The sequence below is a fragment of the Amycolatopsis sp. NPDC024027 genome (assembly GCF_040638975.1).
Lineage (GTDB): Bacteria > Actinomycetota > Actinomycetes > Mycobacteriales > Pseudonocardiaceae > Amycolatopsis.
The window spans coordinates 552,295-576,654 of the sequence record NZ_JBEZYY010000002.1 but is presented as its reverse complement, the minus strand read 5'-3'; the positions used below and the strand labels follow the sequence as shown (position 1 = coordinate 576,654).

Annotated in this window: 25 protein-coding genes; 7 read left to right on the top strand and 18 right to left on the bottom strand. The window is 70.7% G+C overall.

The features are described from left to right. Nucleotides 1–144: 144 nt before the first annotated feature. Together AB0F52_RS07595 and AB0F52_RS07590 are read right to left on the bottom strand one after the other, a co-directional pair. Nucleotides 145–1,413, bottom strand: a complete 1,269-nt coding sequence (locus AB0F52_RS07595) for an MFS transporter (protein ID WP_360165780.1) — start codon at nucleotides 1,411–1,413, stop codon at nucleotides 145–147. Further along, entirely contained in the window at nucleotides 1,406–2,722 is a 1,317-nt protein-coding gene (locus AB0F52_RS07590) for a GH1 family beta-glucosidase (RefSeq protein ID WP_360165778.1), read from the bottom strand. Before AB0F52_RS07590 ends, AB0F52_RS07595 begins: the two co-directional genes overlap by 8 nt. A 130-nt stretch (nucleotides 2,723–2,852) precedes the next feature. Here AB0F52_RS07590 and AB0F52_RS07585 point away from each other — a divergent pair, with 130 nt between their 5' ends. Both AB0F52_RS07585 and AB0F52_RS07580 read left to right on the top strand, forming a co-directional pair. Then, on the top strand, nucleotides 2,853–3,500 hold the full coding sequence (locus AB0F52_RS07585) for a TetR family transcriptional regulator (protein ID WP_285987572.1): 648 nt from the start codon (nucleotides 2,853–2,855) through the stop codon (nucleotides 3,498–3,500). Between the two features lie 443 nt (nucleotides 3,501–3,943). Next, a complete protein-coding gene (locus tag AB0F52_RS07580) occupies nucleotides 3,944–4,129 on the top strand; it encodes a hypothetical protein (protein WP_360165774.1) in 186 nt (61 codons plus the stop codon). Between the two features lie 7 nt (nucleotides 4,130–4,136). Here AB0F52_RS07580 and AB0F52_RS07575 read toward each other — a convergent pair whose 3' ends face one another. After that, a complete protein-coding gene (locus AB0F52_RS07575; protein WP_360165771.1) occupies nucleotides 4,137–5,321 on the bottom strand; it encodes an amino acid deaminase/aldolase in 1,185 nt (394 codons plus the stop codon). A gap of 87 nt (nucleotides 5,322–5,408) precedes the next feature. Here AB0F52_RS07575 and AB0F52_RS07570 point away from each other — a divergent pair, with 87 nt between their 5' ends. Then, nucleotides 5,409–6,704 carry a D-arabinono-1,4-lactone oxidase gene (locus tag AB0F52_RS07570; RefSeq protein WP_360165768.1) on the top strand — a complete coding sequence of 432 codons (1,296 nt, stop codon included), beginning with the start codon at nucleotides 5,409–5,411 and terminating at the stop codon, nucleotides 6,702–6,704. Here the strand turns inward: AB0F52_RS07570 and AB0F52_RS07565 are convergent. Genes AB0F52_RS07565 through AB0F52_RS07555 form a run of 3 tightly spaced genes read right to left on the bottom strand, consistent with a single transcriptional unit; the run spans nucleotide 6,701 to nucleotide 8,984 of the window. Next, nucleotides 6,701–7,651, bottom strand: coding sequence for a ribose-phosphate pyrophosphokinase (locus AB0F52_RS07565; RefSeq protein WP_360165765.1), 951 nt, complete (start codon nucleotides 7,649–7,651; stop codon nucleotides 6,701–6,703). The genes AB0F52_RS07570 and AB0F52_RS07565 overlap by 4 nt on opposite strands. Then, the gene (locus AB0F52_RS07560; RefSeq protein WP_360165762.1) at nucleotides 7,648–8,298 is read right to left on the bottom strand and encodes an SDR family oxidoreductase; all 651 of its coding nucleotides are present in this window, start codon (nucleotides 8,296–8,298) and stop codon (nucleotides 7,648–7,650) included. The genes AB0F52_RS07565 and AB0F52_RS07560 overlap by 4 nt, the downstream gene beginning before the upstream one ends. 32 nt (nucleotides 8,299–8,330) lie before the next feature. Then, nucleotides 8,331–8,984, bottom strand: a complete 654-nt coding sequence (locus tag AB0F52_RS07555; RefSeq protein WP_360165759.1) for a hypothetical protein — start codon at nucleotides 8,982–8,984, stop codon at nucleotides 8,331–8,333. A gap of 423 nt (nucleotides 8,985–9,407) precedes the next feature. Here AB0F52_RS07555 and AB0F52_RS07550 point away from each other — a divergent pair, with 423 nt between their 5' ends. Further along, the gene (locus tag AB0F52_RS07550; RefSeq protein ID WP_360165756.1) at nucleotides 9,408–10,478 is read left to right on the top strand and encodes a CoA ester lyase; all 1,071 of its coding nucleotides are present in this window, start codon (nucleotides 9,408–9,410) and stop codon (nucleotides 10,476–10,478) included. After that, a complete protein-coding gene (locus AB0F52_RS07545) occupies nucleotides 10,475–11,338 on the top strand; it encodes a CoA ester lyase (protein ID WP_360165753.1) in 864 nt (287 codons plus the stop codon). The genes AB0F52_RS07550 and AB0F52_RS07545 overlap by 4 nt, the downstream gene beginning before the upstream one ends. Before the next feature lie 40 nt (nucleotides 11,339–11,378). Here AB0F52_RS07545 and AB0F52_RS07540 read toward each other — a convergent pair whose 3' ends face one another. The 10 genes from AB0F52_RS07540 to AB0F52_RS07495 form a co-directional block, all read right to left on the bottom strand. Beyond that, nucleotides 11,379–12,248 carry a CU044_5270 family protein gene (locus tag AB0F52_RS07540; protein WP_360165750.1) on the bottom strand — a complete coding sequence of 290 codons (870 nt, stop codon included), beginning with the start codon at nucleotides 12,246–12,248 and terminating at the stop codon, nucleotides 11,379–11,381. Then, entirely contained in the window at nucleotides 12,241–12,762 is a 522-nt protein-coding gene (locus tag AB0F52_RS07535) for a sigma-70 family RNA polymerase sigma factor (protein WP_360165748.1), read from the bottom strand. Before AB0F52_RS07535 ends, AB0F52_RS07540 begins: the two co-directional genes overlap by 8 nt. An 80-nt stretch (nucleotides 12,763–12,842) precedes the next feature. Next, the gene (locus AB0F52_RS07530) at nucleotides 12,843–14,228 is read right to left on the bottom strand and encodes an amidase (protein ID WP_360165745.1); all 1,386 of its coding nucleotides are present in this window, start codon (nucleotides 14,226–14,228) and stop codon (nucleotides 12,843–12,845) included. A 9-nt stretch (nucleotides 14,229–14,237) separates the two neighbouring features. After that, complete coding sequence (locus AB0F52_RS07525; protein ID WP_360165742.1) at nucleotides 14,238–14,993, bottom strand: SDR family oxidoreductase; 756 nt, start codon at nucleotides 14,991–14,993, stop codon at nucleotides 14,238–14,240. Beyond that, nucleotides 14,990–16,402, bottom strand: a complete 1,413-nt coding sequence (locus AB0F52_RS07520; RefSeq protein ID WP_360165739.1) for an aldehyde dehydrogenase family protein — start codon at nucleotides 16,400–16,402, stop codon at nucleotides 14,990–14,992. The genes AB0F52_RS07525 and AB0F52_RS07520 overlap by 4 nt, the downstream gene beginning before the upstream one ends. Then, nucleotides 16,395–17,168: an ABC transporter ATP-binding protein gene (locus tag AB0F52_RS07515; protein ID WP_360165736.1), complete on the bottom strand. Its 774-nt coding sequence runs from the start codon at nucleotides 17,166–17,168 to the stop codon at nucleotides 16,395–16,397. Before AB0F52_RS07515 ends, AB0F52_RS07520 begins: the two co-directional genes overlap by 8 nt. Next, on the bottom strand, nucleotides 17,165–17,896 hold the full coding sequence (locus tag AB0F52_RS07510; protein ID WP_360165733.1) for an ABC transporter ATP-binding protein: 732 nt from the start codon (nucleotides 17,894–17,896) through the stop codon (nucleotides 17,165–17,167). Before AB0F52_RS07510 ends, AB0F52_RS07515 begins: the two co-directional genes overlap by 4 nt. Beyond that, nucleotides 17,893–18,702: an ABC transporter permease gene (locus AB0F52_RS07505; RefSeq protein ID WP_360165730.1), complete on the bottom strand. Its 810-nt coding sequence runs from the start codon at nucleotides 18,700–18,702 to the stop codon at nucleotides 17,893–17,895. The genes AB0F52_RS07510 and AB0F52_RS07505 overlap by 4 nt, the downstream gene beginning before the upstream one ends. Further along, the gene (locus AB0F52_RS07500) at nucleotides 18,702–19,646 is read right to left on the bottom strand and encodes an ABC transporter permease (RefSeq protein WP_360165727.1); all 945 of its coding nucleotides are present in this window, start codon (nucleotides 19,644–19,646) and stop codon (nucleotides 18,702–18,704) included. Before AB0F52_RS07500 ends, AB0F52_RS07505 begins: the two co-directional genes overlap by 1 nt. Beyond that, nucleotides 19,643–21,133, bottom strand: coding sequence for an ABC transporter substrate-binding protein (locus AB0F52_RS07495; RefSeq protein ID WP_360165724.1), 1,491 nt, complete (start codon nucleotides 21,131–21,133; stop codon nucleotides 19,643–19,645). Before AB0F52_RS07495 ends, AB0F52_RS07500 begins: the two co-directional genes overlap by 4 nt. Before the next feature lie 66 nt (nucleotides 21,134–21,199). On the opposite strand from AB0F52_RS07495, the gene AB0F52_RS07490 reads away from it, so the two are divergent. Together AB0F52_RS07490 and AB0F52_RS07485 are read left to right on the top strand one after the other, a co-directional pair. Beyond that, the gene (locus tag AB0F52_RS07490) at nucleotides 21,200–21,946 is read left to right on the top strand and encodes a FadR/GntR family transcriptional regulator (protein ID WP_360165721.1); all 747 of its coding nucleotides are present in this window, start codon (nucleotides 21,200–21,202) and stop codon (nucleotides 21,944–21,946) included. Nucleotides 21,947–21,956: 10 nt separating this feature from the next. Continuing rightward, nucleotides 21,957–22,997, top strand: a complete 1,041-nt coding sequence (locus AB0F52_RS07485; protein ID WP_360165718.1) for a patatin-like phospholipase family protein — start codon at nucleotides 21,957–21,959, stop codon at nucleotides 22,995–22,997. Here AB0F52_RS07485 and AB0F52_RS07480 read toward each other — a convergent pair. Together AB0F52_RS07480 and AB0F52_RS07475 are read right to left on the bottom strand one after the other, a co-directional pair. Further along, nucleotides 22,983–23,567, bottom strand: coding sequence for a class F sortase (locus AB0F52_RS07480; RefSeq protein WP_360165715.1), 585 nt, complete (start codon nucleotides 23,565–23,567; stop codon nucleotides 22,983–22,985). The genes AB0F52_RS07485 and AB0F52_RS07480 overlap by 15 nt on opposite strands. After that, the gene (locus tag AB0F52_RS07475; RefSeq protein WP_360165712.1) at nucleotides 23,564–24,340 is read right to left on the bottom strand and encodes a hypothetical protein; all 777 of its coding nucleotides are present in this window, start codon (nucleotides 24,338–24,340) and stop codon (nucleotides 23,564–23,566) included. The genes AB0F52_RS07480 and AB0F52_RS07475 overlap by 4 nt, the downstream gene beginning before the upstream one ends. Between the last annotated feature and the right edge of the window lie 20 nt (nucleotides 24,341–24,360).

The following is a 24,360-nucleotide window of genomic DNA, read 5'->3' as shown; positions in this document are numbered from 1 at the left end:
CGCCTCCGAGCGGCCCCCGAATTCCGCGGGCCGGTGCCGTTGCACTCCCCTCCCCCGACCGGCACCGGCCCGCGGTTCCATACCCTGAAACGCCGTGAAGGCCACGCCCAGAGGTTCTGGGCGTGGCCTTCACGGCGTTGGCGCTTAGCGGACCGCCTTCACCCGCAGCACGAGCACCGCGGCCACGAGCGTCGCGACCGCCGAAGCCGCGAAGAGTCCCGAGTAGCCGCCGAGGTAGGCGAGCACCAGCGGCGTCACCAGCGGGGCCAGCACCTGCGGCAGCGAGTTCGCGATGTTGATGACGCCGAGGTCCTTCGCGCGGTCCTGCGCCGTCGGGAGCACCTGCGTCAGCATCGCCAGCGCGACCGCCATGTATGCCCCGAACCCGACGCCGAGCAGCGGGGACGCGACGAGCGCGACCGTCCAGCTCTGCCAGACGACCAGGAGCAAAGCGGCCAAGGCCATCACGCCGGAGGCCATCAGGACGTACGGCTTGCGCCGTCCGGACTTGTCGGAGAAGTGCCCCGCGAGCACCGCGCCGGCCACGAGAGCGACCCCGTAGAGCGCCATCATGATGATCAGCCCGGTGGCCGGATCGGGGTAGTGCACCGCGTCCTGGAGGAAGAACAGCAGGTACAGGGTCCCGAACGCGTTACCGAGGTTGATCATGAAGTGGCAGGACCACGCCCACGCGAAGTCGGGGAACCGCCGCGGTGAGACCCAGAGGTTCCGAAGCACCTCACCGGCTTTGGCCGACGGCCGGAACGCCACCGGCAGGTGCGCGTCCGGCGTGCGGAGGACGAAGAACGCGGCTCCGGCCACGACGATCCCGGCGCAGACCGCGTAGGCCGGCGCCAATCCGGCGAATCCGGCCACGAGGACGACCACGATCGCGCCCAGCACGGTGCCGAGCATCTGCGCGATGCCGACGAGGCCGCCGACCTGCGCACGCTGCCCGACCGGCACCCGGTCGGCGATGGCGGACATCAGCGTCGCGAGCATCCCGTTGAGCCCGGCCTGCACCAGGCACCAGCCGGTGACCAGCAGCGCCACGTTCGGCGCGAACGCCAGCACCAGCAGCCCGACGGCGGCGACCGCCGCGCCGACCACCGTCCACGGGTGACGGCGGCCGAACCGCGAGCACGTCCGATCCGACAGCAACCCGACCGCGGGGTTGACGACCAGCGCGACGACCGCGCCGACGCCCATCACCAGGCCGAGCACGAACTCCTTGTTCACCTTGTCGAGCAGCTCGGCCTGCTGCGGCAGCAGCACCTGGATCGGCGCGTAGACGCCCAGCCACAGCGCGATGTTCGCGAAGAACAGCAGGCTCATCCAGCCGGGCCGCACCCGCACGACGGGCTCGGCGAGCGCTTCCGGCACGCCGGTGGTGGCTTCGGTCGTCTCACTCATGGCGCACCAGCTTCCGGTACCAGTGGAACGAGTCCTTCGGCGTCCGCCGCAGGGTCTCGTAGTCGACGTGCACCAGGCCGAAGCGCGGCGCGTAACCCTTGGACCACTCGAAATTGTCCATCAGGGACCAGCAGAAGTAGCCACGGACGTCGACACCGGCGTCCATCGCCTCGCGCAGCGCGACGAGGTGACTGTGCAGGAAGTCGATGCGTTCGGGGTCGTGCACACCGCCGTCTTCGGCGACTTCGTCGGCGAAGCTGCAGCCGTTTTCGGTGATCTGGATCGGGGGCAGCTTGTCCTGGTAGCGGTGGTGGAAGTCCAGCAGCAGCTCGCGGAGGGCGTGCGGGACGATCGGCGAGTCGTTGGTCGTCATCGGGTAGCCCTCGATGTCGCGCAGCTCGAAGGGCAGCGGGTTGCCCGGCCCGGGCATCGCGACCCCCTGCGGCTCGTAGTAGTTGACGCCGTAGAAGTCGAGCGGCTGCGCGATGGTGGGCAGGTCGTCGGCGAACCCGGCGGGGAGGTGCGGGTGGAGCTGCTCGGGGTAGCTGCCGAGCAGCATGGGGTCGGCGTAGAGCCGGTTGAGCAGCGCGTCGAGGTATTCCGCCGCGTCCTGGGCGTCGTCGTCCGCAGGCCAGATGGGCGAGTGGTTGTTGGCCGTGCCGATGTTCGTGGCGCCGGCCGCGCGGAGGGCTTGGACGGCGAGCCCGTGCGCGAGGTTCTGGTGGTGCGCGGTCGGGATGGCGTCGAGGAGCAGCACCTTGCCGGGCGCGTACTCCCCGATGCCGTACCCGAAGATGGACATGACCATCGGCTCGTTGAGCGGAATCCACAACTTCACCCGATCGGCGAAGCGGTCTCCGAGGATCTGGGCGTACTCGGCGAAGCGCTCAGCGGTCGCCCGGGAGAGCCAGCCGCCCTCGTCTTCGATGGCTTGGGGGGTGTCCCAGTGGTAGAGCGTGACGGCGGGCGCGATGCCCGCCTCGCAGACGGCGTCGATCAGCTTGTCGTAGAAGCCGAGACCTTCGGGGTTGGGCGCGCCCTTGCCGCCGGGCTGGATGCGGGGCCAGGCGATGGACATCCGGTAGGCGCCGACGCCGAGTTCCGCCATCAGCGCGATGTCTTCGGGGTAGCGGTGGTAGTGGTCGGCGGCTACGTTGGCTTGTTCACCGCGGGCGATCTTGCCCTCGGTCGCGGTGAACGTGTCCCAGATGGACGGTCCGCGCCCACCTTCGCTGGTGGCACCTTCGATCTGGAACGCCGATGTCGAAACACCCCAGAGGAAGTCGGGCGGGAAGATCGGGTTCTGCACCGGCTGCTGACCCCTTCGTCAGGGCACCCATAAGGGTGAACATGAAAAGTTCTCATATACTAGGTCTTCCCTCGTCCGTGGGGAAGCCCGTCGGCACGATAAAGTCCCAGATCAGACGAGGAGGAGTGCCGTGTCCGACATCCAGGCCGCGAAGGTGCCGGCAGAAGCCACCCCCTTACGCCGTCAACCGGTCCAGCAGCGAAGCGCCAAGCGGGTCGAGCAGATGCTCGACGCGAGCGCGGCGTTGATCGACGAGCTCGGTTACGACGCGCTGACGACGACGTTGATCGCCAAACGAGCCGGCGTCGCGGTCGGTTCGCTTTACCAGTTCTTCCCGGACAAGCGCGCGGTCGTCCAAGCGCTCACCGCGCGGAATTTGGATCGCTTCGTGGGCGCCGTGAACGAGCGGCTGAAGCAGCTGGGGCCGGAGCACTGGTGGGACGTCGTGGACTCGATCCTCGACATCTACCTCGAGATGCACCGGACGGTCCCGGGATTTTCGAAGGTCCACTTCGGCGACATCATCGACCGCCAACTGCTCGACGAGACGCGCGACAACAACGCGGTGCTCGTGGATTCGCTGACCGAGGTGGTCGCGACCCAGGTGGACCGGCCGGTCGAGGACCTGCGGTTCGCGATCGGGATCGCGAACGAGGTGGCGGATGCGCTGCTGAAGCTGGCGTTCCGGAAGGAGCCCAGCGGGGACGAAAAGATCGTCGCCGAGGCCAAGTACGTGGTGAAGGGATACCTGGCGGCTCGGTTCGGGGAGCGGTCGTAGCTGTCCACAGAAGTTGTCCACAGGTATGCACAGCTGTGGACAACGTGGTGGTTTCGGGGTGGGTTGTCGGTGGGGGCCGATAGACTGGAAGTGGGGGTTCCCCCAGGGAGGGTGGGGTCCGGCCTTCGGCTCGGTGCAGGGCGGGCACGGCTCTCGGTGACCAGGTGATCGGCGGGGCTCAGCGGTTGCACCGACCCGAACGAGACCGCACCCACGGCAATTGCGGTGGGCGGCAAATCCCTGCGCGGCACCTTCGCCCGCAGCGGAGCGCACCTGCTCACGGCGATCACCCACGAGAGGGCAACAGTGCCCAGTCCCGGTCGGCAGCAGCGAAATGCCGGAGCCTGCCAAGGAGAGTGGACCCGCGTGCGAGCTGACTTCCGCGCCGGCGCCACCGGCCGGCCCGGGAAGATCCCGGGGGACATCTACGAGGACTCCACCCCGTGCTGTGCACCTGTGTCGACGATGGTGACGAAGTCGGGGGCATCTCGCTGAATGACGCCAGTTACCCCCGGGCGTGCTCGCTCAGCGGGTGCGCGGTCACCAAGATCTCGCTCGACGACGTGATCGCCGCACGCGCCGACTGGGTCGCCTACCTCGAGCGCCGCAAAGCGGAATTCGGCGGCTGAGCTCGGCTCAGCCGAAGTTCTGGTGCTCTCCCCGGTACGTCGGGACCGTTCGCTCCACCCGGTCGCCGAGCACCAGGTGGTAGTGGGTGAACCGCTCGGCCAGCTCGCCCGCCTTGGCGTGGCGCAACCACACCCGGTCGCCGAGCTTCAGGGTTCGGGCGGCTCGGCCCGTCACCGGTGTCTGGACCTCGCCCGCTCCCTCGAAGCCGAGGAACTTCAAGCCCCTCGGCAAGTACGGCTTCGGCTGGCGAGAAGGGCCTGTCGGGCCCGAAGCGATGTAGCCGCCGGAGAAGAGCGTCGCGATGTTGCGGGTGGGGCGGCGGACCACCGGCAGCGCGAACAGCGCCGCCGGGCGGGGCTTGAAGCGGGAGTAACCGTCGAAGAGCGTGGGGCCGATCAAGCCCGAGCCCGCCGCTATTTCCGTGACCACCGCGTCGGCGCCCGTCGACTCGAGGCTGCCCGTTCCGCCTCCGTTGACGAACTCCAGGGGTGTCACCGCCTGGACCGCTCGGACCGCTTCGCCGCGGCGGCGGGCCAGCTCGGCCGCCGACCGGCGTTGCATCCAGCCCACCACTGCCCGGTTCAGGCGGTGGCCGGCCGCGTCGCCGAGACCCGCGATCTGGCCTTCGTACGCCATCACCCCCACCAGGCGGAAGCCCGGGCGGGCGGCGATCTGGCGGGCGAACGTCGAGGCCTGCTTCGGGGTGAACACCGGCGAACGCCGCGTGCCGACGTGGATGCCCGGGAACGGGCGCCAGGACGCGTCCAGTTCCAGGCACACCCGGATCTCCGGGTGGCCGTGGCCGAGAGCCGCGTCCACCAGATCCAGGTGCTCGGGGGAATCCACCATGATCGCGATCGCCGCGCGGGCGCGCTCGGACGTGGCCAGGCGGCGCAGGGCTTCGTGGTCCGCCGTCGGGTACGCGACGACGATGTCATCGGTCGTGCCCTGCTCGATGTGCCAGACCGCTTCCGCCAGCGAGTAGCACATCAGGCCCTCGAAGCCCGGCATCGTCAGCGCCCGCTCCAGCAGCGCGCGGCAGCGGACCGACTTGCTGACGACGCGGATCGGCTTGCCGGCCGCGCGGCGGCGGAGGTCGGCCGCGTTCGCGTCGAACGCCGCCAAGTCGACCACGGCCAAGGGCGGATCGAGGTCCTTGGTCGCCAAGTCGTACACCGTCGCACTGGTCACGAGGTCTAAAGTACGACAACAATGCTTGAAACGCGAATACTATTCACTTACTGTTTCGGGCACTCCTGAATGAAAGGGTGCACGCGCATGACCCGGTGGACCAACTGGGCGGGCACGGCTTCCGCCTCGCCGCAACACGTTCACCAGCCGCGCGACACGGCGGAGATCGCGGCGACGGTCGCGAGCATCGCCGCGGCCGGCCGCACCGTGCGCCCCTGGGGCAGCGGGCACTCCTTCACCGCCATCGCCGCCGCCGACTCCGATGCGCTCGACCTGCGCCACTGGACCGGCATCGAACGGGTGGACGTGACGACCGGGCACGTCACCGTCCGCTCCGGCACCACGCTCCGGGAGCTCAACGCCGCCCTCGACGCGCTCGGGCTGGCCATGACCAACCTCGGTGACATCGACGCGCAGACCATCGCCGGCGCGATTTCCACCGGCACCCACGGCACCGGCGCGAAGATCGGCGGCCTCGCCACCCAGATCGTCGCGCTCGAGCTCGTCCTCGCGGACGGCTCGGTAGTCACCTGCTCGGCCGGGGAAAGGCCCGACCTCTTCGCCGCCGCCCGCGTCGGGCTCGGCGCGCTCGGCGTGATCACCACGGTGACGCTCGAGTGCGAACCGTCGTTCGTGCTGCGCGCGCAGGAACGACCGGAGCCGCTGGAGCAGGTTCTCGAGGGCTTCCACGACTTCGCCGACGAAAACGAGCACTTCGAGTTCTACTGGTTCCCCTACGGCAAGAACGCCCTGGTCAAGCGCAACAACCGGACCGAGACGCCGCAGCCGCTCAGCAAGGTCCGCGAGTTCGTCGACTACCGGATCATGGAGAACGTCGCCTTCGGCGGGCTGTGCCGGACGGGGCGGCTGATGCCGAAGCTCGTGCCGTCGCTCGGCAGCTTCGCCTCCAACGTCCTGAGCGCGCGCGACTACAGCGACCTCTCGCACCGCGTCTTCGTCACCGCGCGCAACGTCCGTTTCACCGAAACGGAATACGCTGTTCCACGTGAATCAGTGCTCGACGTGCTCGCCGAACTACGCGCCGTGGTGCCGACGCTGAAGGACCCGGTGATGTTCCCGGTCGAGGTGCGGGTCGCCGCCGCCGACGACATCTGGCTGTCGACCGCGCAGGGCCGCGACTCCGCCTACATCGCCATCCACCAGTTCACCGGCATGCCCTACCGCGAGTACTTCAGCGCGTTCGAGAAGATCGCCGGCGCCGTCGGCGGCCGCCCGCACTGGGGCAAGATGCACGACCTCGACGCCGGCGTCCTCCGCACGCGCTACCCGCACTTCGACGACTTCCTGCGCGTGCGCAAGGAAACCGACCCGGGCGGCCTCTTCACCAACACCTATCTCGACCGGGTGCTGGGCCCGGCTTAGAAGAGCGCGGACACCGATTCGCCGTTGTGGATGCGGCGGATCGCCTCGGCCATCGCCGGTGCGATCGAGAGGATCTTCAGCTTCTCGGTGCGTTCCTCCTCCGGCACCGGCACCGTGTTCGTGCAGACGATCTCCAGCACCTCCGGCCGGCTGCCGATGCGCTCGATGGCCTTGGCCGCGAACAGCCCGTGCGTGCAGGCGACGCGGATCGAGCGCGGCTCCAGCTCGGCCAGCCTGTCCAGCAGTTCGAGCACCGTGCTGCCCTTGGCGATCTCGTCGTCGAGCACGATCACGTCCCGGCCGGCGACCTCGCCGATCACCGAAGTGATCTGGACGCGGTCGTCGGGGAAGCGTTCCTTCGCCCCGGCCGCGACCTGGACGCCGAGGAGCCGCGCGAAGTGCGACGCCTCCTTCGCGTTGCCCAGGTCGGGTGAGACGACGGTGGCACGCGAAAGGTCGTACTGGCGGAAGTGCTTGGCCAGCTCCTGCAGCGCGTGCAGGTGATCCACCGGGACGCTGAAGAAGCCGTGGACCTGCGGTGAGTGCAGGGTCATCGCGAGCACGCGGCTCGCCCCCGCGGTCACCAGCAGGTCGGCGACCAGCCGGCCGCCGATGGAGATGCGTGGCGCGTCCTTCTTGTCCGAGCGCGCGTACGAGTAGTGCGGCATCACGGCGGTGATGCGGGACGCCGAGGCGCCACGGGCCGCGTCGAGCATCAGCAGCAGCTCGACGAGGTGCTCCTGCACCGGCTTCACCAGCGGCTGGATGATGAAGACGTCCCGCTCGCGGCAGTTCGCCTGCAGCTGCACCTCGAGGCAGTCGTTGGCGAACCGCTGGATCTCGACCGGCCGCAGCGGCACGCCGAGGTTGCTGCAGATCTCTTCGGCCAGCTCGGGGTGCGCGCTGCCGCTGAAGACGGCGATTTCTCTCGATGCCTGGGTGATCACAGCGCGGAGATCGCCTCGTCGATGGGGGTCTCGCCCGAGATCAGCGTCAGGGTGCGGTGCACCGAAGCGGGCGCGTCGAGCAGGCCGGCGAGCACCGCGGCGACGTCGTCGCGCGGGATCGGGCCGCGTCCGGTGTTCTCGGCCAGCAGGACCAGGCCGGTGCCGGGGTCGTTGGTCAGCTGACCCGGCCGGAGGATCGTCCAGTCGAGGTCGCGGGCCTTGAGGTCGTCCTCCGCCGCGCGCTTGGCACGCAGGTAGTGCCGGAATTCCTCGGTGACGTCGGGGTTCTCCGGGTTGTCGGCCCCGATCGAGCCCACCTGAACGTGCCGGCGAACCCCGGCCCGCTCGGCCGCTTCGGCGAACAGCGCCGCGGCGCCACGGTCCACAGTGTCCTTGCGGGCGGTGCCGCTGCCCGGCCCGGCGCCGGCCGAAAACACCGCGGCGTCGGCACCCTTCAGGACCTCGGCGACGGCGTCCGCATCGGAGTTCTCCAGGTCCAGGACGACGCCCTGGGCGCCGACGGCCTCGAGGTCCGCCGCGTGGGCCGGGTTCCGGATGATGCCGATCGCTTCGTCACCGCGAGCGGCGAGCAGCCGCTCGAGCCGCAGCGCGATCTGACCGTGTCCACCTGCAATGACGACTCGCATGAGCCGACCCTATAGGCGTTCGAGCGGGCCTGTCAGTCGAGGGAAGCGGGGACCTCGGCGGTGCGGAGCAGGTGGTCGTAAACCAGCTCGTTGACCAGGCGGGAGACCGGGTCCTCGGCCAGCACGACGCGCTCGGTGCGGCCCTCGAGGTCGAGATCGACGACCGCGTTCGGGTCGGCGGTCACGACGGCGAGCCCGTACGCGCGGGCGCGCGGCAGGCAGTTGCCGACGTAGTCCTCGGTCAGCACGACCGGGGACGGGAGGACCATCGCGGCCTCGCCGTAGCGGGCGAACGGAACCGCGGAGGCCATCGCGGTGCGCCAGTGGCGCGCGACGGCCAGGACGCCGACGATCTCGGCGGCCGGGGCGGGGGCGGTTCCGGCCAGCTCCGGCCAGGTCCAGGTGTCGACGGTGGCGCGGTCGGCCACCGGGCCGGCACCCATCGCGATGCGTTCGGCGTGCACGTCGGTGCGGAGCTTGGCGACCACGCAGACCTTGCGGCCCAGGATCGTGGTCTCGGGGAGGACGACGCCGTTCCAGCCCAGCTGGGCGGCGGCAGCGCGGGCGAGCTCGTCGACGCTCGCGGGGAGCTCGATCGGCGGCACCACGCGGCTCGGCATCGACCGGCTGCGCTTCGCGCCACCGGCGACCGTCGAGCGCTCGGTGTTCTGAGGTGTAGCCGCCACGAGTCCGCCTCCTTCTAACCCTGCACCGCTTCGTGACCGGGGGAAACCGGCACCTCACTTGTCTAACAGCGCGGCGGCGCGGCGTCGCCGGGTAGTGCGAGTGGCTGCGATCGGCGGCGGCCAGCGGTCGATGACCGGTCGGTAGGCGGTCATCGGACTTCGGTCGAACGGTGCGGCCAACCGAGTGATCGCGGGGTGAGTGGCATTACGGTCCGGCTACGGGCGATTACCCGGGGCAGGACCGGCCAAACCCGGTCCGGCTAGCCCATCCGGCGCAACCGCGGCAAAATCCACAGTGGACGCGGCCCGCTGAGCTGGGGTTGTCCGCCGTCACCCACCCGGCGGTGACTTGCACCGCAGCGGTCCCGCGCGCCCGGGACTAAAGTTACCCACCAGTCACTTAGCCCCCGCCGTGGAGGACCGATGCGCTCCCCGAAGGACTTCTTCGCCCCGCTCGCCCTGGGCGCGCCCGCGCCCGTGCGGGAGATCCCGGTGACGCCGTCCCGGATGATCCACTTCTTCGACCCGGGCAACGAGAAGATGGCGGCGAAGGTGCCGGACATCGCGAAGAAGGTCGACGTCCTGCTCGGGAACCTCGAGGACGCCGTCCGCGCCGACCGCAAGGAGGCCGCGCGCGCCGGCCTGGTCGCGATCGCCAAGGCGAACGACTTCGGGAAGACGCAGCTGTGGACGCGGGTCAACAGCCTGGACTCGCCGTGGGTGCTCGACGACCTGACCACGCTGGTCACCGAGATCGGCGACAAGCTCGACGTCATCATGGTGCCGAAGGTCGAGGGTGCGCAGGACATCCACTACGTCGACCGGCTTCTGGCCCAGCTCGAGGCGCGCGCCGGGCTGACGAAGCCGCTGCTGGTGCACGCCATCCTCGAGACGGCGAGCGGCGTGGCCAACGTGGAGGAGATCGCCGGCGCGAGCCCACGCATGCAGGGCATCTCGCTCGGCCCGGCCGACCTGGCCGCGAGTCGTCGCATGAAGACGACCCGGGTGGGCGGCGGGCACCCCGGCTACCTGGTGCGCACCGACCCCACCGGCGACGACTTGACCGAAGGCCGGACGACCTACCAGCAGGACCTGTGGCACTACACGGTGGCGCGGATGGTCGACGCGTGCGCGATGCACGGGATCCTGCCGTACTACGGGCCGTTCGGGGACATCCGCGACGTCGTCGCGTGCGAGGACCAGTTCCGCAACGCGTTCCTGCTCGGCTGCGTCGGCGCGTGGAGCCTGCACCCGGTGCAGATCGAGATCGCGAAGAAGGTGTTCTCACCGTCGCCGTCCGATGTCGCCTGGGCGCGCCGGGTGATCGCCGAGATGGGTGACGGCACGGGCGCGGTGATGATCGACGGGAAGATGCAGGACGACGCGTCGGTGAAGCAGTGCCGCGTGGTCGCCGAACTGGCCGACGCCCTCGCGGCGGACGACCCCGAACTCGCCGCGGCCTACGAGGCCGCCACCAAGGAGGCCCTCGGATGACCGAGCTGAAGCCGAGACGCTCTGTTCTCTACATGCCCGGCGCGAACGAACGCGCGCTGGAGAAGGCCAAGACGATCCCGGCGGACGCGCTGATCCTCGACCTCGAGGACGCCGTCGCGCCGGACGCCAAGGAAGCCGCGCGGGAACGCGTCTGCGCGGCGGCTTCTTCAGGCGACTACGGCGAGCGCGAGGTGACGATCCGGGTCAACGGCCTCGACACCGAGTGGCACGACGCCGACCTGCGCGCGGCCGCCTCGGCCGGGCCGGCCGCGGTGGTCGTGCCGAAGGTGAACTCCGCCGCCGAGGTGCACAACATCGAGCGCGCGCTGGAGCTGGGCGGGGCGCCGGCCCACACGAAGATCTGGGCGATGGTCGAGACACCGGTCGCGATGCTGCACGCGGAGGAGATCGCGGCGGCGTCGGAGCGGCTGACCGTGCTGGTGATGGGCACGAACGACCTGGCCAAGGAACTGCACGCGGAGTTCGTCCCGGGCCGCGGCCCGCTGCTGGGCGGGCTCTCGCTGTGCCTGCTGGCCGCGCGGGCGACCGGCAAGGTGATCCTCGACGGCGTCTACAACGACGTGAAGGACCTCGAGGGCTTCGAGGCCGAGTGCGAGCAGGGCCGTCAGTACGGCTTCGACGGCAAGACGCTGATCCACCCGGCCCAGGTGGAGCCGTGCAACCGGATCTTCGCTCCCTCCGAAGCGGAGGTCGACCGGTCGCGGCGGATCATCGAGGCTTTCGAGGAAGCGCAGAAGGAAGGCCGCGGCGTGGTGACCGTGGACGGCCGGATGATCGAGAACCTGCACGTCGACAACGCGCGGCGGGTGCTGGCACTGGCCGAGGCCGTCAAGAGCTGAACCCCGGTGGCCGGGCCGGTCGCCCGGCCACCGGTGCGGTTCACTTCGGCAGCGAGTCCGTCCACTCGGCACTGACCTCCGCGCCCTGCGGGCCGGAGGCCCCGTAGATGGCGCCGTCCGCCGTCACGAACATCGACGTGTGGTTGATGCGTGCGGTCGCGGGGTCGACGACCAGGCGGTAGTCCCCGGGCAGCAGGAAACCGCGGCCGCCCGGGACCGGGCCGAGGTCGCGGACGCCGGGGTACGCCGCGATCGAGCGGAAGGCCGCCGCGCGCACGGCCGGCGGTGCGGGCAACGTCGACACCAGCGAGACCATCGACAGCAGCAGCTCCCGCTCCCGGTCCTCCGCGGTCAGCGGGCCCGCACTCGTCCGGGCGCCGCTGTGCGCGATCGCGTTCACGAGCCAGTCCCGCAGCGCCGCCGGGTCGGGGGGCAGGGTCCGGAGCTGCTCGAAGGTCACCTCGGTGGCCGCCAGCCGCAACGAAGACAGCCCCAGCGCGATGACCTTGCCACCGGATTTCGCTCCGCGGAAGAACATGTGGCCGTCAGCGGTGTACCAGTCCTCGTAGGTCAGCTTGTCCGAGGCGGTCTTGACGTGCCAGTACTTGCCGGTGCCCGCCGGCGCGCGCTCGGCCACGGTGGCCGCCGCCAGCAGCACCTGCTGGCCGGTGACGACCGGGGCCACGGCCTGCGGCTGCGGAGCCGGCGCCGGGGTGCCGGGCACGGTCGCCACCACGACGGCGGCCGCGGCCGCCGAGGCGACGAGGCCCGCCCCGAGTGCGTACGGACGAACCCGCCGGCGAGGCGCCGCGAGCATCCGGTTCTGCAGCCGGTGCCGGCTCCGGTCGACGACGTCTTGGGGAACTTCGCGGGGCGCCAGCGCGGCTCGCAGGGTCTGCAGGTCATTCATCGAAAGCCTCCTGGGCGAGAGCGGGGGCGAGTTTCTTGCGGGCGCGCGTCAGCCGGGAGCCGACCGTGCCCGGGGAGATGCCGAGTGCTTCGGCCACTTCGGCGTAGCCGAGGTCGCCGAGCGCGACGAGCAGCAGGACATCGCGTTCCCCGGCGGAAAGCCGGGCCAACGCCGTTCCCAGCCGCGCCACCGTCACCGAAGCGACAACGCGGCTTTCGTGCCCTTCGGCGGCCTCGCGCGGATCGAGCCGCGAGAGCGCCCGGTAGTGGCGGGCCTCCTTGCGGCGGTGCCGCGAGACCAGGTTCGTCGCGATGCCGAACAGCCAGGCCCGCAGGTCACCCCGGGAGGCGTCGAACGTCTTCCGGCGGTCGAAGGCGACGAGGAACGTCTCGGCGGCGACGTCCTCCGCGACCTGGGCACCGAGGCGCCCGGCGACGTACCGGTGGATGTCCGCGAAATAGCGATCGTGCACTTCCGTGAAGTGCTCGCTGTCCAGCACCGGGGCCGCCGTCATGGGGCTGCCTCTGTCATGGGGTTCCTTTCCCGTCGGCGACAGCTTCACCCCCACTTCGCCGAAGGTCCGGAACTTCTTCCCTACCCCACCGGCCAGGGCCGCTGCGGCGGCCGGAGCCCTTCGTACGCCGCCGCGACGCGGAGGACGCCCGAGTCGTCGAAGCGGCGGCCGGCGAGCTGGAGGCCGATCGGCCGGCCGTCGTCGGTGTAACCGCAGTTCAGCGACACCGCGGGCTGGCCGGACATGTTGTACGGCACGGTGAACGCGATGTGCTCGAACGGCCGGGCCGGGTCGTTCGTCGGCGACGCCCACTCGGCCGGCGGCGCCGCGACCGGGCAGACCGGAGACAGCACGACGTCGAACTCCGAGGTCGCCCGCAGGGCCGCCACGCTCATGACGTCGATCTGGGCGAAGCCGCGGTAGACGTCCACTCCGGACACCTCCGCACCGCCCGCCGCCCACTCGGCGATGTACGGCAGGACCTTCGCGCGGCGGTCCGGCGGCAGGGCCGCCAGGTCCGACCAGGCCCGCGTGCGCCAGAAGACGTCGAGGCCGTCGAGCATTTCGCGGGTGAGGAACGGCTCGACCGGCTCGACGACGGCGCCCGCGGCTTCGAAGGCCCGGGCCGCCGCGGTGACGGCGTCGCGGATCGCCGGGTCCACCGGGAGCCCGGGGCCGGACTCGAGCTGCAGGCCGACGCGCAGGCCGTCCACCGGGCGAGCCGGCGCGGACCAGTCGAGCTCCGACGGTGGCAGGCACAGGTGGTCACGCGGGTCCGGGCGCGAGAGCACGCTCATCAGCAACGCCGTGTCGGCGACCGTGCGGGTCATCGGGCCGGCGACGCGGCCGAGGAACGGCGGGTCGACCGGCACCCGGCCGAAGCTCGGCTTCAGCCCGGTCAGGCCGCACCAGCCCGCGGGCAGCCGGATCGAGCCGCCGATGTCGGTGCCGACGTGCAGCGGGCCGTACCCCGCGGCGGCCGCGGCACCGGCGCCCGCGCTGGACCCACCGGGGGTGGCCGAGAGCTGCCACGGGTTGCGGGCCGCGGTGTGGAAGCTAGACAAGCCGGACGTCAGCATCCCGTAGTCCGGCATGGTCGTCTTGGCCAGCAGGACGCCACCGGATTCCCGGACCCGCGCGGCCGCCGGGGCGTCCTCGGCGGCCGGGACCAGCGCGGTCGCCGCCGTGCCCAGCGGCACCGGCGTGCCGCGGGTCGCGATGTTCTCCTTGAGCGTCAGCGGGACGCCGTCGATCGGGCCCAGCGGTTCACCGGACGCCCAGCGTGCTTCGGACGCCTTCGCTTCGTCGCGAGCGCCTGAAGGGTCGTACGCGTACAACGCGTGGAGCTCAGGCTCTCGCGCTTCGATGCGCGCGAGAACGGCTTCGGTCACCTCGACCGGCGAGAGCGTCTTCGCGCGGTACTGCGCGACGAGCTCGACGGCGGTCAGATCAGGCAGCTCGGTCATGAGCGCTCCTCACGAGGCAGGCGGGTCGAAGCGGCCGTCGACGGCGGTCCAGCCACCGTCCACGGCCAGCACGGAGCCCGTCACGAACGACGAAGCATCCGAAGCGAGGTACACGACGGCGCCGGCTAGCTCGTCCGGACGCGCCCAGCGGCCCAGCGCGCCCTTCGCCGCGTACGCGGCATACCACTCGGGGTTCGCCTTGATCTGCGCGGTCAGCGGGGTCTCGACGACGCCGGGCGCGATCGCGTTGACCCGGACACCGGCCGGGCCGAACTCCGCGGCGGCGGTGCGGAACAGCTGGACCAGGCCCGCTTTCGTCGCCGCGTAGGGGCCTTGGCCGGGCTCGACGGTCGTCCCGCGGATCGACGAGAAGCCGATGATGCTCCCCCGCCCGCGCGCGACCATGTCGGCGCCGAAGACGCGGACGACCTCGAACGTCACGCCGAGGTTCAGGGCGATGACGCGGTCGAACTCCTCGCGCGTGTAGTCGAGCAAGCGTTTGCGGACGTTCGTCGCGGCGGTCAGCACGACGATGTCCTGGGGTCCGAGGTCGGACGCGGCCTTGTCCAGAGCACCCGGTTCGAGCAGGTCGAGCTCGTACGCCTCGCCGACGCCGGCCTCACGCGCGGCTTCGAGGTCGCGGTCGGCGCACACGACGTCGGCGCCGTGCGCGGCCAGCGCCCGCGCGGCTTCGCGGCCGATGCCTCCGGCGCCGAGCACGACGGCTCGCCGTCCGTCCAGCCGGAACAGGTTTTCGTAGTTCACGGGCGCAGCACCGCCATCCTGGTCACGGTCAGCTCCTCGACGGCGAACCTCGGTCCCTCACGGCCGATCCCGGAGTCCTTCACCCCGCCGTAGGGCATGGTGTCCGAGCGGAAGCCGGGCACCTCGTTGACCACGACCCCGCCGACCTCCAGCTCGTCCAGTGCGCGAAACGCCGTTTTCAAGGACTTGCTGTAGACGCTGGCGTGGAGGCCGTAGCGGGAGGTGTTGACCGCGGCGAAGGCCTCGTCCACATCGGACACCGTGCGCACGCAGACGACCGGGCCGAAGATCTCCTCGTCCCAGGCTTCGACGCCGTCCGGAACGTCCAGCAGGACGGTCGGGCGCAGCACCGTGCCGTCCACCCCTCCGCCGACCTGGCGGGCGCCGGACTTCTCGATCCACGCGGCGACCCGGTCGGTGGCAGCGGGGTCGATCAGCGCCGACACCCGCGTCTTCTCGTCCCGCGGATCGCCGACGACGACCTCGTCGAGCCGGGCCAGCAGGCGGTCGGTGAACTCCGAAGCCACCGACGCGACGACCAGGACCCGCTGCACCGAGATGCAGGCCTGGCCGGACGCGTAGAACCCGCCGCGCAGCACGGCGTCCGCGGCGGCTTCCAGATCCGCGTCTTCGGCCACCACGAGCGCCGCGTTCGACCCCAGTTCCAGCAGGGTTTTCGTCGGGGCCGCGTCGCGGGCGATCCGGTGGCCGACGGCGGCCGAGCCGGTGAAGGAGACCGCCCCGATCCGGCGGTCGGTCGTCAACGCGGCGCCCACAGCCGCGTCGCCGGTGACCAGCTGGACCATCGCGGCCATGGGCGCGACCGACCGGACCAGGTGCACCAGCCACAGCGTGGCCAGCGGGGTCTGCGGCGCGGGCTTGACGATCACCGGGCAGCCGGCGGCGATCGCGGGCGCGATCTTGTGCGACGCCAGCAGCAGCGGGTAGTTGAAGCCCGCGATGCCGACGACGACGCCGATCGGCTTGCGCTTCCAGAACCCGACCAGGCCGTCGCCCGAGGGCAGGAGGTCCAGCGGCACGGTTTCGCCGTGCAGCCGGGACACCTCTTCGGCGGCGGCTTCCCAGGTGACGATCGTGCGCGCGACCTCGACGCGGCAGTCGACCAGGGGCTTCCCGGTCTCGAGGACGAGGAGGTTCTCGAACTCCTCGCGGCGAGCCCGGATCGCCGCGGCGACGTCGTTGAGCAGGGACCGCCGAACCCGCGAAGGCAGCGAAGCCACTTCGCGCGCGACAGCGACAGCTTCGTCGACAGCGCGAGCAGCCAGCTCAGGGGTACCGACGGGCGCGGTCCCAACGACGCTCCCGTCGTAAGGGAAAACGATTTCTTCGGCATCCACAGTGGACACCCAGCCGTCGCCGATCGGCAGGCCGTCCGGGTACTCAGGCATCGTCACCTCCGCGCAGCCGGGCCAGTTCCGCGCGCAGGTTCGGCGCGGCTTCGAGAAGTTCCCGCGTGTACTCGTGCCGGGGTGCGTCGTAGACCTGCGCCACGTCACCGAGTTCGACGATCTCGCCCCGGCGCATCACCGCGACCCGGTCGCAGACGTGCCGGACGACGCCGAGGTCGTGCGACACGAAGATCAGCGTCAACGCGAACTGCTCCACCAGCGAGCCGAGCAGGTCGAGGATCTGGCCCCGCACGGAGACGTCGAGGGCGCTGACCGGCTCGTCGGCGATCAGCACGCTCGGGTTCGGCGCCAGCGCGCGGGCGATCGAGATCCGCTGCCGCTGGCCGCCGGAGAACTGGTGCGGGTAGCGCTGGGCGGCGTCGGCGGGCAGGCCGACGGCGGCCAGCAGTTCGGCCACGCGGTCGGGTTCCCGGCGGCCCATCGGCTCGGAAACGATGTCGCGCACGCGCATCCGCGGGTCGAGCGAGCCCATCGGGTCCTGGAAGACGATCTGGAGTTCCGACCGCAGGAAGCCCAGCTTGCGTTCCGGCAGGTCGTCGATGCGCCTGCCCTGGAACGAGACCGTGCCGGCGGTCGGCTTGTCGAGCGCCGCCAGCAGCCGGACCAGCGTGGACTTGCCGGAACCGGACTCCCCCACGATGCCGAACCGCTGCCCCGCCTCCACGGCGAAGCTGACACCGCGCAGCGCGTGGACGTCCCGCCGGGCGTAGCGGCGCTCGAGGTCGCGGACTTCGATGATGGTCATCGCCGGGCCTCCAGATCCGAGGCGTCCAGCAGCTTCCGCGTGTACTCGTGCTTCGGCTGCGTCAGCACTTCGCGCGTCGAGCCCGCTTCGACGATCGCACCGTCCAGCATCACCAGGACGCGCTCGCACACCGAAGCCACGACGGCGAGGTCGTGCGTGATGAACAGCAACGCGCTTTCGGCGGGCAGCGACGTCTTGATCAGCGAAAGGATCTGGGCCTGCACAGTGACGTCGAGAGCGGTCGTCGGCTCGTCGCAGATCAGCAGCGACGGCTCGTTCGCCAGCGCCATCGCGAGCACGACCCGCTGCCGCTGGCCGCCCGACAGCTGGTGCGGATACGCGCGGGCGGTGCCCGGCAGGCCCACCGCGGACAGCAGGTCTTCGGCGCGATGACGACGTCCGCGCAGGCGCCCGGGCTCGGTGACCTGGCGGCCGACGCGCATGGCCGGGTTCAACGCCGTCATCGGCTCCTGGAACACCATGGCCAGCTCGTCACCGCGCAGCCGCGACAAGTCCTTTTCGGACATGCCCAGCAGCTCACGGTCGTGCAGGCGGACCGACCCGGACGCGGGCAGCTCCTCGGGCAGCAGGCCCATGATCGCCAGCGCCGTCAGCGATTTCCCGGACCCGGACTCACCGATCAGGCCGACGCGCTCGCCGGCGCCGATCTCGAAGGAGACGTCACGAACCAGCGCCGAGACGCTGAGGCCACGCACCGAGAGGGTCATACGCGGGCCGCCAATCGGGGATCCAGGCGGTCACGGAGGCCGTCGCCGAGGAGGTTGAAGCCGAGGACGGCGACGGCGATCGCGATGCCCGGCACCAGCGCCAGCCGCGGCTGCACGGTCAGCAGTTCCTGCGATTCCTGCAGCATCCGGCCCCACGACGGCGTCGGCGGCCGCGTGCCGAACCCGAGGAACGACAACGCCGCTTCGGCGAGCACAGCGATCGCGAACGACACCGAGGCCTGCACGATCAGCAGGCCGGAGATGTTCGGCAGCACGTGCCGCAGCGCGATGTTCAGCCGCGACCGCCCGCCCGCGCGGGCCGCGAGCACGAACTCGGTGCTCATCACCTGCAGCGTGCCGGAGCGGGCGATCCGCGCGAACGACGGGATGGTGGCGATGCCGATCGCGACCATCGCGGTCAGCGTGTCCGCCCCGAACACCGCACCGAACATGATGGCCAGCAGCAGCGCGGGGAACGCGAGCACGAGGTCGTTGACCCGCATGACGAACTCGCCGAGCTGCGTCGTCTCAGACATCCCGGCCAGGACCCCCAGCGGCGTGCCGATGACCGCCGCGATCCCGACGGCGACGACCCCGACGTACAACGTCGTCCGCGCGCCGACCATGAGCTGGCTCAGCAGGTCGCGGCCGAACTTGTCGGTGCCGAACCAGTGGGAGCCGGTGAAGCCGAGCAGCCGGTGGGCCGCGTCGACCTTCACCGGGTCGAACGGCGTCCACGCGAACGACAGCAGCGCGGCCAGCACCACCAGGCCGACGAGGATCCCGCCGATGAGGAGATTGCGCATCACGAACCCCGCAATCTCGGGTCGAGCACGGTGTAGAGGAGGTCGACGACGAAGTTGACCAGCAGCACGCCGACCACCAGCACGAGCACGATTCCCTGCACGGTCAGCAGGTCACGCGCGGAGACGGCGTCCAGCAGCATCGAACCCAGCCCCGGCAGCACGAACACGCGCTCGACGACCACGGCGCCGATCAGCAGGGTCGCCAGCTGCAGGCCGAGCACGGTGACCACCGGGACCGACGCGTTGCGCAAGCCGTGCCGCACCAGCGCCTGCCCCGGCCGCAGGCCCTTCGAGCGCGCGGTGCGCAGGTAGTCCTGGCCGAGCGTGTCGAGCACCGCCGACCGGACATAGCGCGTCAGCACCGCGCCCTGCACCAATCCCAAGGACAGCGCGGGGAGGATCAGGCCGCGGCAGAACTCGCCGAAGTCCTGGTCCGGCGGCGTCCACCCGCCCGACGGCAGCCAGCGCAGCTGCACGGCGAAGATCTGGACGAGGATGATCCCGGCGAGGAAGGCGGGGATCGCGACACCGATCTGCGACAGCCCGGAAACGCCCGCACCGGCCGCCTTCCGGTGCTTCACCGCGGCGAACGTGCCCGCGGGGATCGCGATCACCAGCGCCACCAGCATGCCCGCGCCGACCAGCCACAGCGTCACGCCGAGGCGGTCGAGCAGCTGCGGGCCGATCACGTCCCGCGTCACGTACGAACGGCCGAAGTCGCCGTGCAGCACGCCACCGATCCAGTCGAAGTACTGCGTGACCAGCGGCCGGTCGATGCCGAACTCCGCGCGCGTCTTGGCGAGCAGCTCCGGCGTCGCGTTGACGCCGAGCGCGACCTGCGCCGGGTCACCCGGCAGCACGGCCATGAACAGGAACACGACGATCGACGCGACCAGCACGCTGACCACGAAGATCGCCGCCCGGCGCAGTACCTTGGCGGTCATCGCGGGGCCAATCCGGTGAGGTCGAACGACTCGCTCACCTGGTTCTGAACGAACCCCCCGACCTTGGCCTTCGCCACGATCACGTTGGGGAACAGGAACAGCCAGTCCGCGGCCGCGTCGGTGTTCAGCTGCCGCGCCACCTGCTTCATGTCGGCGACCTGCTGCTCCGGCGTGCCGCTGTCGGCCTCGGCGAGCAGCTGCTGGACGCGCTTGCTGTCGTAACCCCAGTAGTACTTCGGCTTCCCGAACGTCGTGATGTCCCTGGCCTCGACGTGCTGGATGATCGACAGGTCGTAGTCGTGGTCGGTGAACACCTGCTTGAGCCACACCGCCGGGAAGTCGAGCGGCTCGATCGTGGTCCGCACGCCGACGTCGGCGAGCTGCGACTGGACGACCTGCGCCGCCGACACCGCGTACGGCAGGTTCGGGATCCGCAGCCGCAGGTTCAGGTTCGTCGCGCCGGCTTCGGAGAGCAGCGCCTGAGCCCGCGCGGGGTCGAACGGGTGGACGTTCGCCAGGTCCTCGTACCAGGGGTCGGTCGGCGGGACCATGCTGCCGATCAACGTGCCGCGGCCCGCCCACGCCGTGTCGAGCAGCGCCTTCCGGTCGATCGCGTAGGTGAGGGCCTGGCGGACGCGGACGTCGTTCAGCGGCGGCCGCGCGTTGTTCATGGCCAGCGTGACTTCGGAGTTCGTGGTGCCCTGGACGACCTGGAACCGGTCGTCGGCCTGGAACTGCGGGACCGAGTCGGGCGCGGTGATCGCGGAGATGACGTCGATGCCGTTGCTGAACAACGCGTTGTTCAGCGCGGTCGGGTCCTTGATGTACTTGAGGACGACCGTGCCGTACGCCGGTTTCCGGCCCCAGTACGCGGGATTCGCCTTCAGCACCACGGAGTCGCCGCGCTTGCGCGCCGCCACGACGTACGGCCCGGTGCCCACCGGCTTGTTCGCCAGGTCGGCGACGCCGGTGGGGCTGAACATCGCGCCGAGCCGGCTGGTGAGGCTGAACAGCCAGCCGTTGGACGGCTTCGAGAGGACGACCCGCGCGTGGTCCGGCGCCACGACGTCGACGTGGTCGATGACGTCCATGTTCGCTTTGATCGAAATCGTCCAGTCGGTCTTCACCCGCAGGAGCGAGAACTTGACGTCCTCGGCGGTGAAGGGGGCGCCGTTGCTGAACCTGACGCCCGGCTGGAGCTGGAAGTCGTAGGTCTTCCGGTCCGGGCTGATCGTCCACGACTTCGCGAGCAGCGGCACGACCCGGCCCTGCGCGTCGAGCTTCACCAGGCCTTCGTAGACGTTGTAGAGCAAGGCCTGCGGAATGGCGGCGCCGTCGGTGCGGGTGAAGTCGAAGTTCGCCGGCTCCGCTGTGAAGCCGACGGAAAGCGTGTCCGGACCAGCGGAAACGCTGGCCGACGAGCCGGCCGAGCACCCGGACACCACGAGCAGCAGCGCCGCTGCCAGCACGTGAAGTCGGGCTTTCATTCGACCTCCAGGTCGGTACACTGGTCTGACCAGTAGCCTGCACGCGACGGACGTCGAGGTCAAGGGATGCGGTTCGAACCGGTGGCTCCGGTCCGCGCGTACGAGCGGGTCGTCGAGCAGATCGAGCAGGCCGTGGTCAGCGGCACGCTCAAGCCGGGGGAACGCCTGCCGAGCGAGCGGGAGCTGATGACGCAGTTCGGCGTCGGCCGCTCGACGATCCGCGAAGCCCTGCGCGTGCTGCAGGCGGCCGAGATGATCCGCTCGCGGCCCGGGGACCCGCGCGGCCCGGAGGTGCTGGCCGCTTCGCCCGCGGCGTTGCACCGCTCGATGCACCGGCTCGCGCGCGCCGACCACGTCGGGCTCGCCGAACTGCTGCAGTTCCGGATGATCCTCGACGGCTCGGCGCACCTGCTCGCGGCCGGCCTTCGCACCGAAGAGGACCTGACCGGCCTCGACGCGGCCCTGGAGTCGATGCGCGAAGGCGTTTCGCGCGGCTACGCCGAGTTCAGCCGCGCCGACGTCGCCTTCCACGAGGTGATCGCGCGCATCTCCCGCAATCCGTTGCTGGTGGTCAGCGAGGAAGTCGTGCGCGGGGTCGTGCTGGAACTGATCGAGGACAAGCTCGAGCACGCCAGCAACCGGACGTCGCTGATGCGCACCTGGCTCGCCCACCACGCCGAGATGCTCGACGCGATCCGCGCGGCCGACGGCGCCGGCGCGGCGCAGCTGGCCAAACAGGCGTTGTACGACAACTACGCCGAATACGTCCCCGCCGGGCAACGGCCTCTGCTCGTGCCGCTGCTGCGGTCCTAGACTCGGCGGGGTGGACGCGGCGAAACGAGACGGGGTCGGGCTCGCGCTGTCCGGCGGTGGTTACCGGGCGATGCTCTTCCACGCCGGGGCGCTCTGGCGGCTCAACGAACTCGGCTGGCTGCCGAAGCTGACCACCGTCTCCAGCGTGTCGGGCGGGTCGATCGCGGCCGGGGTGCTCGCGCACGCGTGGCACAAGCTGTACTTCGGCGACGACGGCGTGGCGGAGAACTTCGGCAAGGAAGTCGTGCAGCCGCTGCGGAAACTCGCGCGCACGAACCTCGACGTCCCGGTGACGTTGAAGGCGATGTGCATCCCGTGGCGCAGTGCCGGCGAGGAACTCGCGCGCCGCTACGCGAAACACCTCTTCGGCGACTGCTGCCTCGCGGACCTCGACCCGGCCGGGCCGCACTTCGTGTTCACCGCGACCAGCCTGCAGGACGGCTCGCTGTGGTGGTTCTTCCGGCAGCCGGGCCCGCACGGGCAGATCCCGCTGGCCACCGCGGTCGCGGCGTCGTCGGCGTTCCCGCCGATGCTTTCGCCGGTCGTGATCCCCGATCCGCACCGGCCCGGCCGCAAGATCGTGCTCAGCGACGCCGGCGTGTACGACAACCTCGGTCTCGACCCGATCGAGAACCAGCGGGCGACCGTCCTGGTCAGCGACGCGGGCAAGAAGATGAAGCACGAGGACCGGCCGAGGCACAACTGGCCGATGCAGCTGCTGCGCGTGCTGACCGTGATGGACAACCAGGTCCGCGAGCTGCGCACCGGCTCCCTGCTCAAGTCCTATGAGGACAAGACGTACGCCGGCACGTACTGGGCGACCTACAGCGACATCGAACACTTCGAGCTGCCGGACGCCCTGCCGGCCCCGATCGAGCAGACCCGGGAACTCGCCGAGACGAAGACCCGGCTGACCAGGATGTCCGAGACGACGCAGGACCAGCTGATCAACTGGGGTTATGCGGTCTGCGACGCGGGCATGCGGCGCTGGGTCTGCCCCGGGACCGGGCTCAAGCCGGAATTCCCGTACCCGGGCTCAGGCGTCGGCTAGGTTCGCGTAGACGACGATGTTGTCCTGGTAGCTGTGCTCGGCGTGGTCGAACGCGCCACCGCAGGTGATCAGCCGCAGTTCCGGCTTGGCGCTGTTGCCGTAGACGGCGTCCTTCGGGAACGTGTCCTTCGGGACCTGGGTGACCCGGTCGACGACGAACTTCAGCTTCCGGCCGTCGCTGCGGTCGATGTCGACCTCGTCGCCGGGGGCGAGGTCCTTGAGCTTGAAGAAGATGCCCGGTTTCTTGTCGCCGTCGACGTGGCCGAGCACGATCGCCGGGCCGACGTCGCCCGGCACCGGCGAAAGCTTGTACCAGGCCGCCTGCATCGGCGTGCGCACCGACGGGACGGAGATCGAACCGTCAGGCTTCACGGCGACGGCCAGGAGGCTGGACTCCGCGCCGATCTTCGGGATCTTCACCGACGTCGGCCGGAGTCCCTTGAACGGCACGGTCACCGGGACCGACGCGGGTGCGGGAGCGGGAGCCGCGGCCTTCGGCGGCTCGGCAGTGCCGCACCCGGCCAGGGCCAGCACCAGGGCGAGCGCCGCGCCCGCCCGGCGGGCCGTCACCAGGCCGTGCCGCCGAAGCCCGTCTCGACCCCGCCCTTGGGCGCGACCTTGACCTGGGCCTTCGGAGCGGCGTTGCCGGCGGGCGTGGTGCTGGTCGCGGTCGTCATCGGCGCCGTCGTGAGCGGCGCGGTGCTCGACGCCGGGGCGCTGGACGAGGGCGTGCTCGTGGTGGTGCTCGTCGCGGTGCTCGTGGCCGTCACGGTCGAGGTCGGCGGCTGCTGCTCCTGCTCGAAGTCGACCGTGCCGTTGCCCTCGACGCCGCCGCAGGTCCAGCTGAACTTCGCGCTGGTGGTGCCGGCCGGGGCGTCCACCACCCGGACGGTGTAGTTCCAGAGGCCGTTGGCCTCGTCCTGGTCCGGACCGCCGGTGACGCTCAGGTACTGGGTCGCGACCTCTCCCGGCTTGCCGGCGGCACAGGCGATGACGAGGACTCCCTCGCCGCCGAGGCCGATGAAGCCGTGCCCGGTGTTGTCCTGGTAGTCGGCCTTCGGCGGCTCGGTCGTTTCCGGCGCCGAAGACGTGGTCTTCGGGGTCGTGGTGGTCGTGACGTGGCTGGAGGTCGGAGCCGCAGTGGTGGTGCCGGTGGTCGTGACCGGTGCCGTGGTCTCCGTCGAAGTCGGCGCCGTGGTGGTCGTCGTCTCCGACGGGCTCGTGGTCGTGGTCGTCTCCGGGGTGGTGGTCTCGTCCTGCGCCAGCGCGGCGGGCGCGGCGGCGAAGGTGATCAGCGCACCGGCGGACACGATCCCCGCGACCCGGCTCAACGTTCTACCCACGGTTACTCCCAACGGCGGAT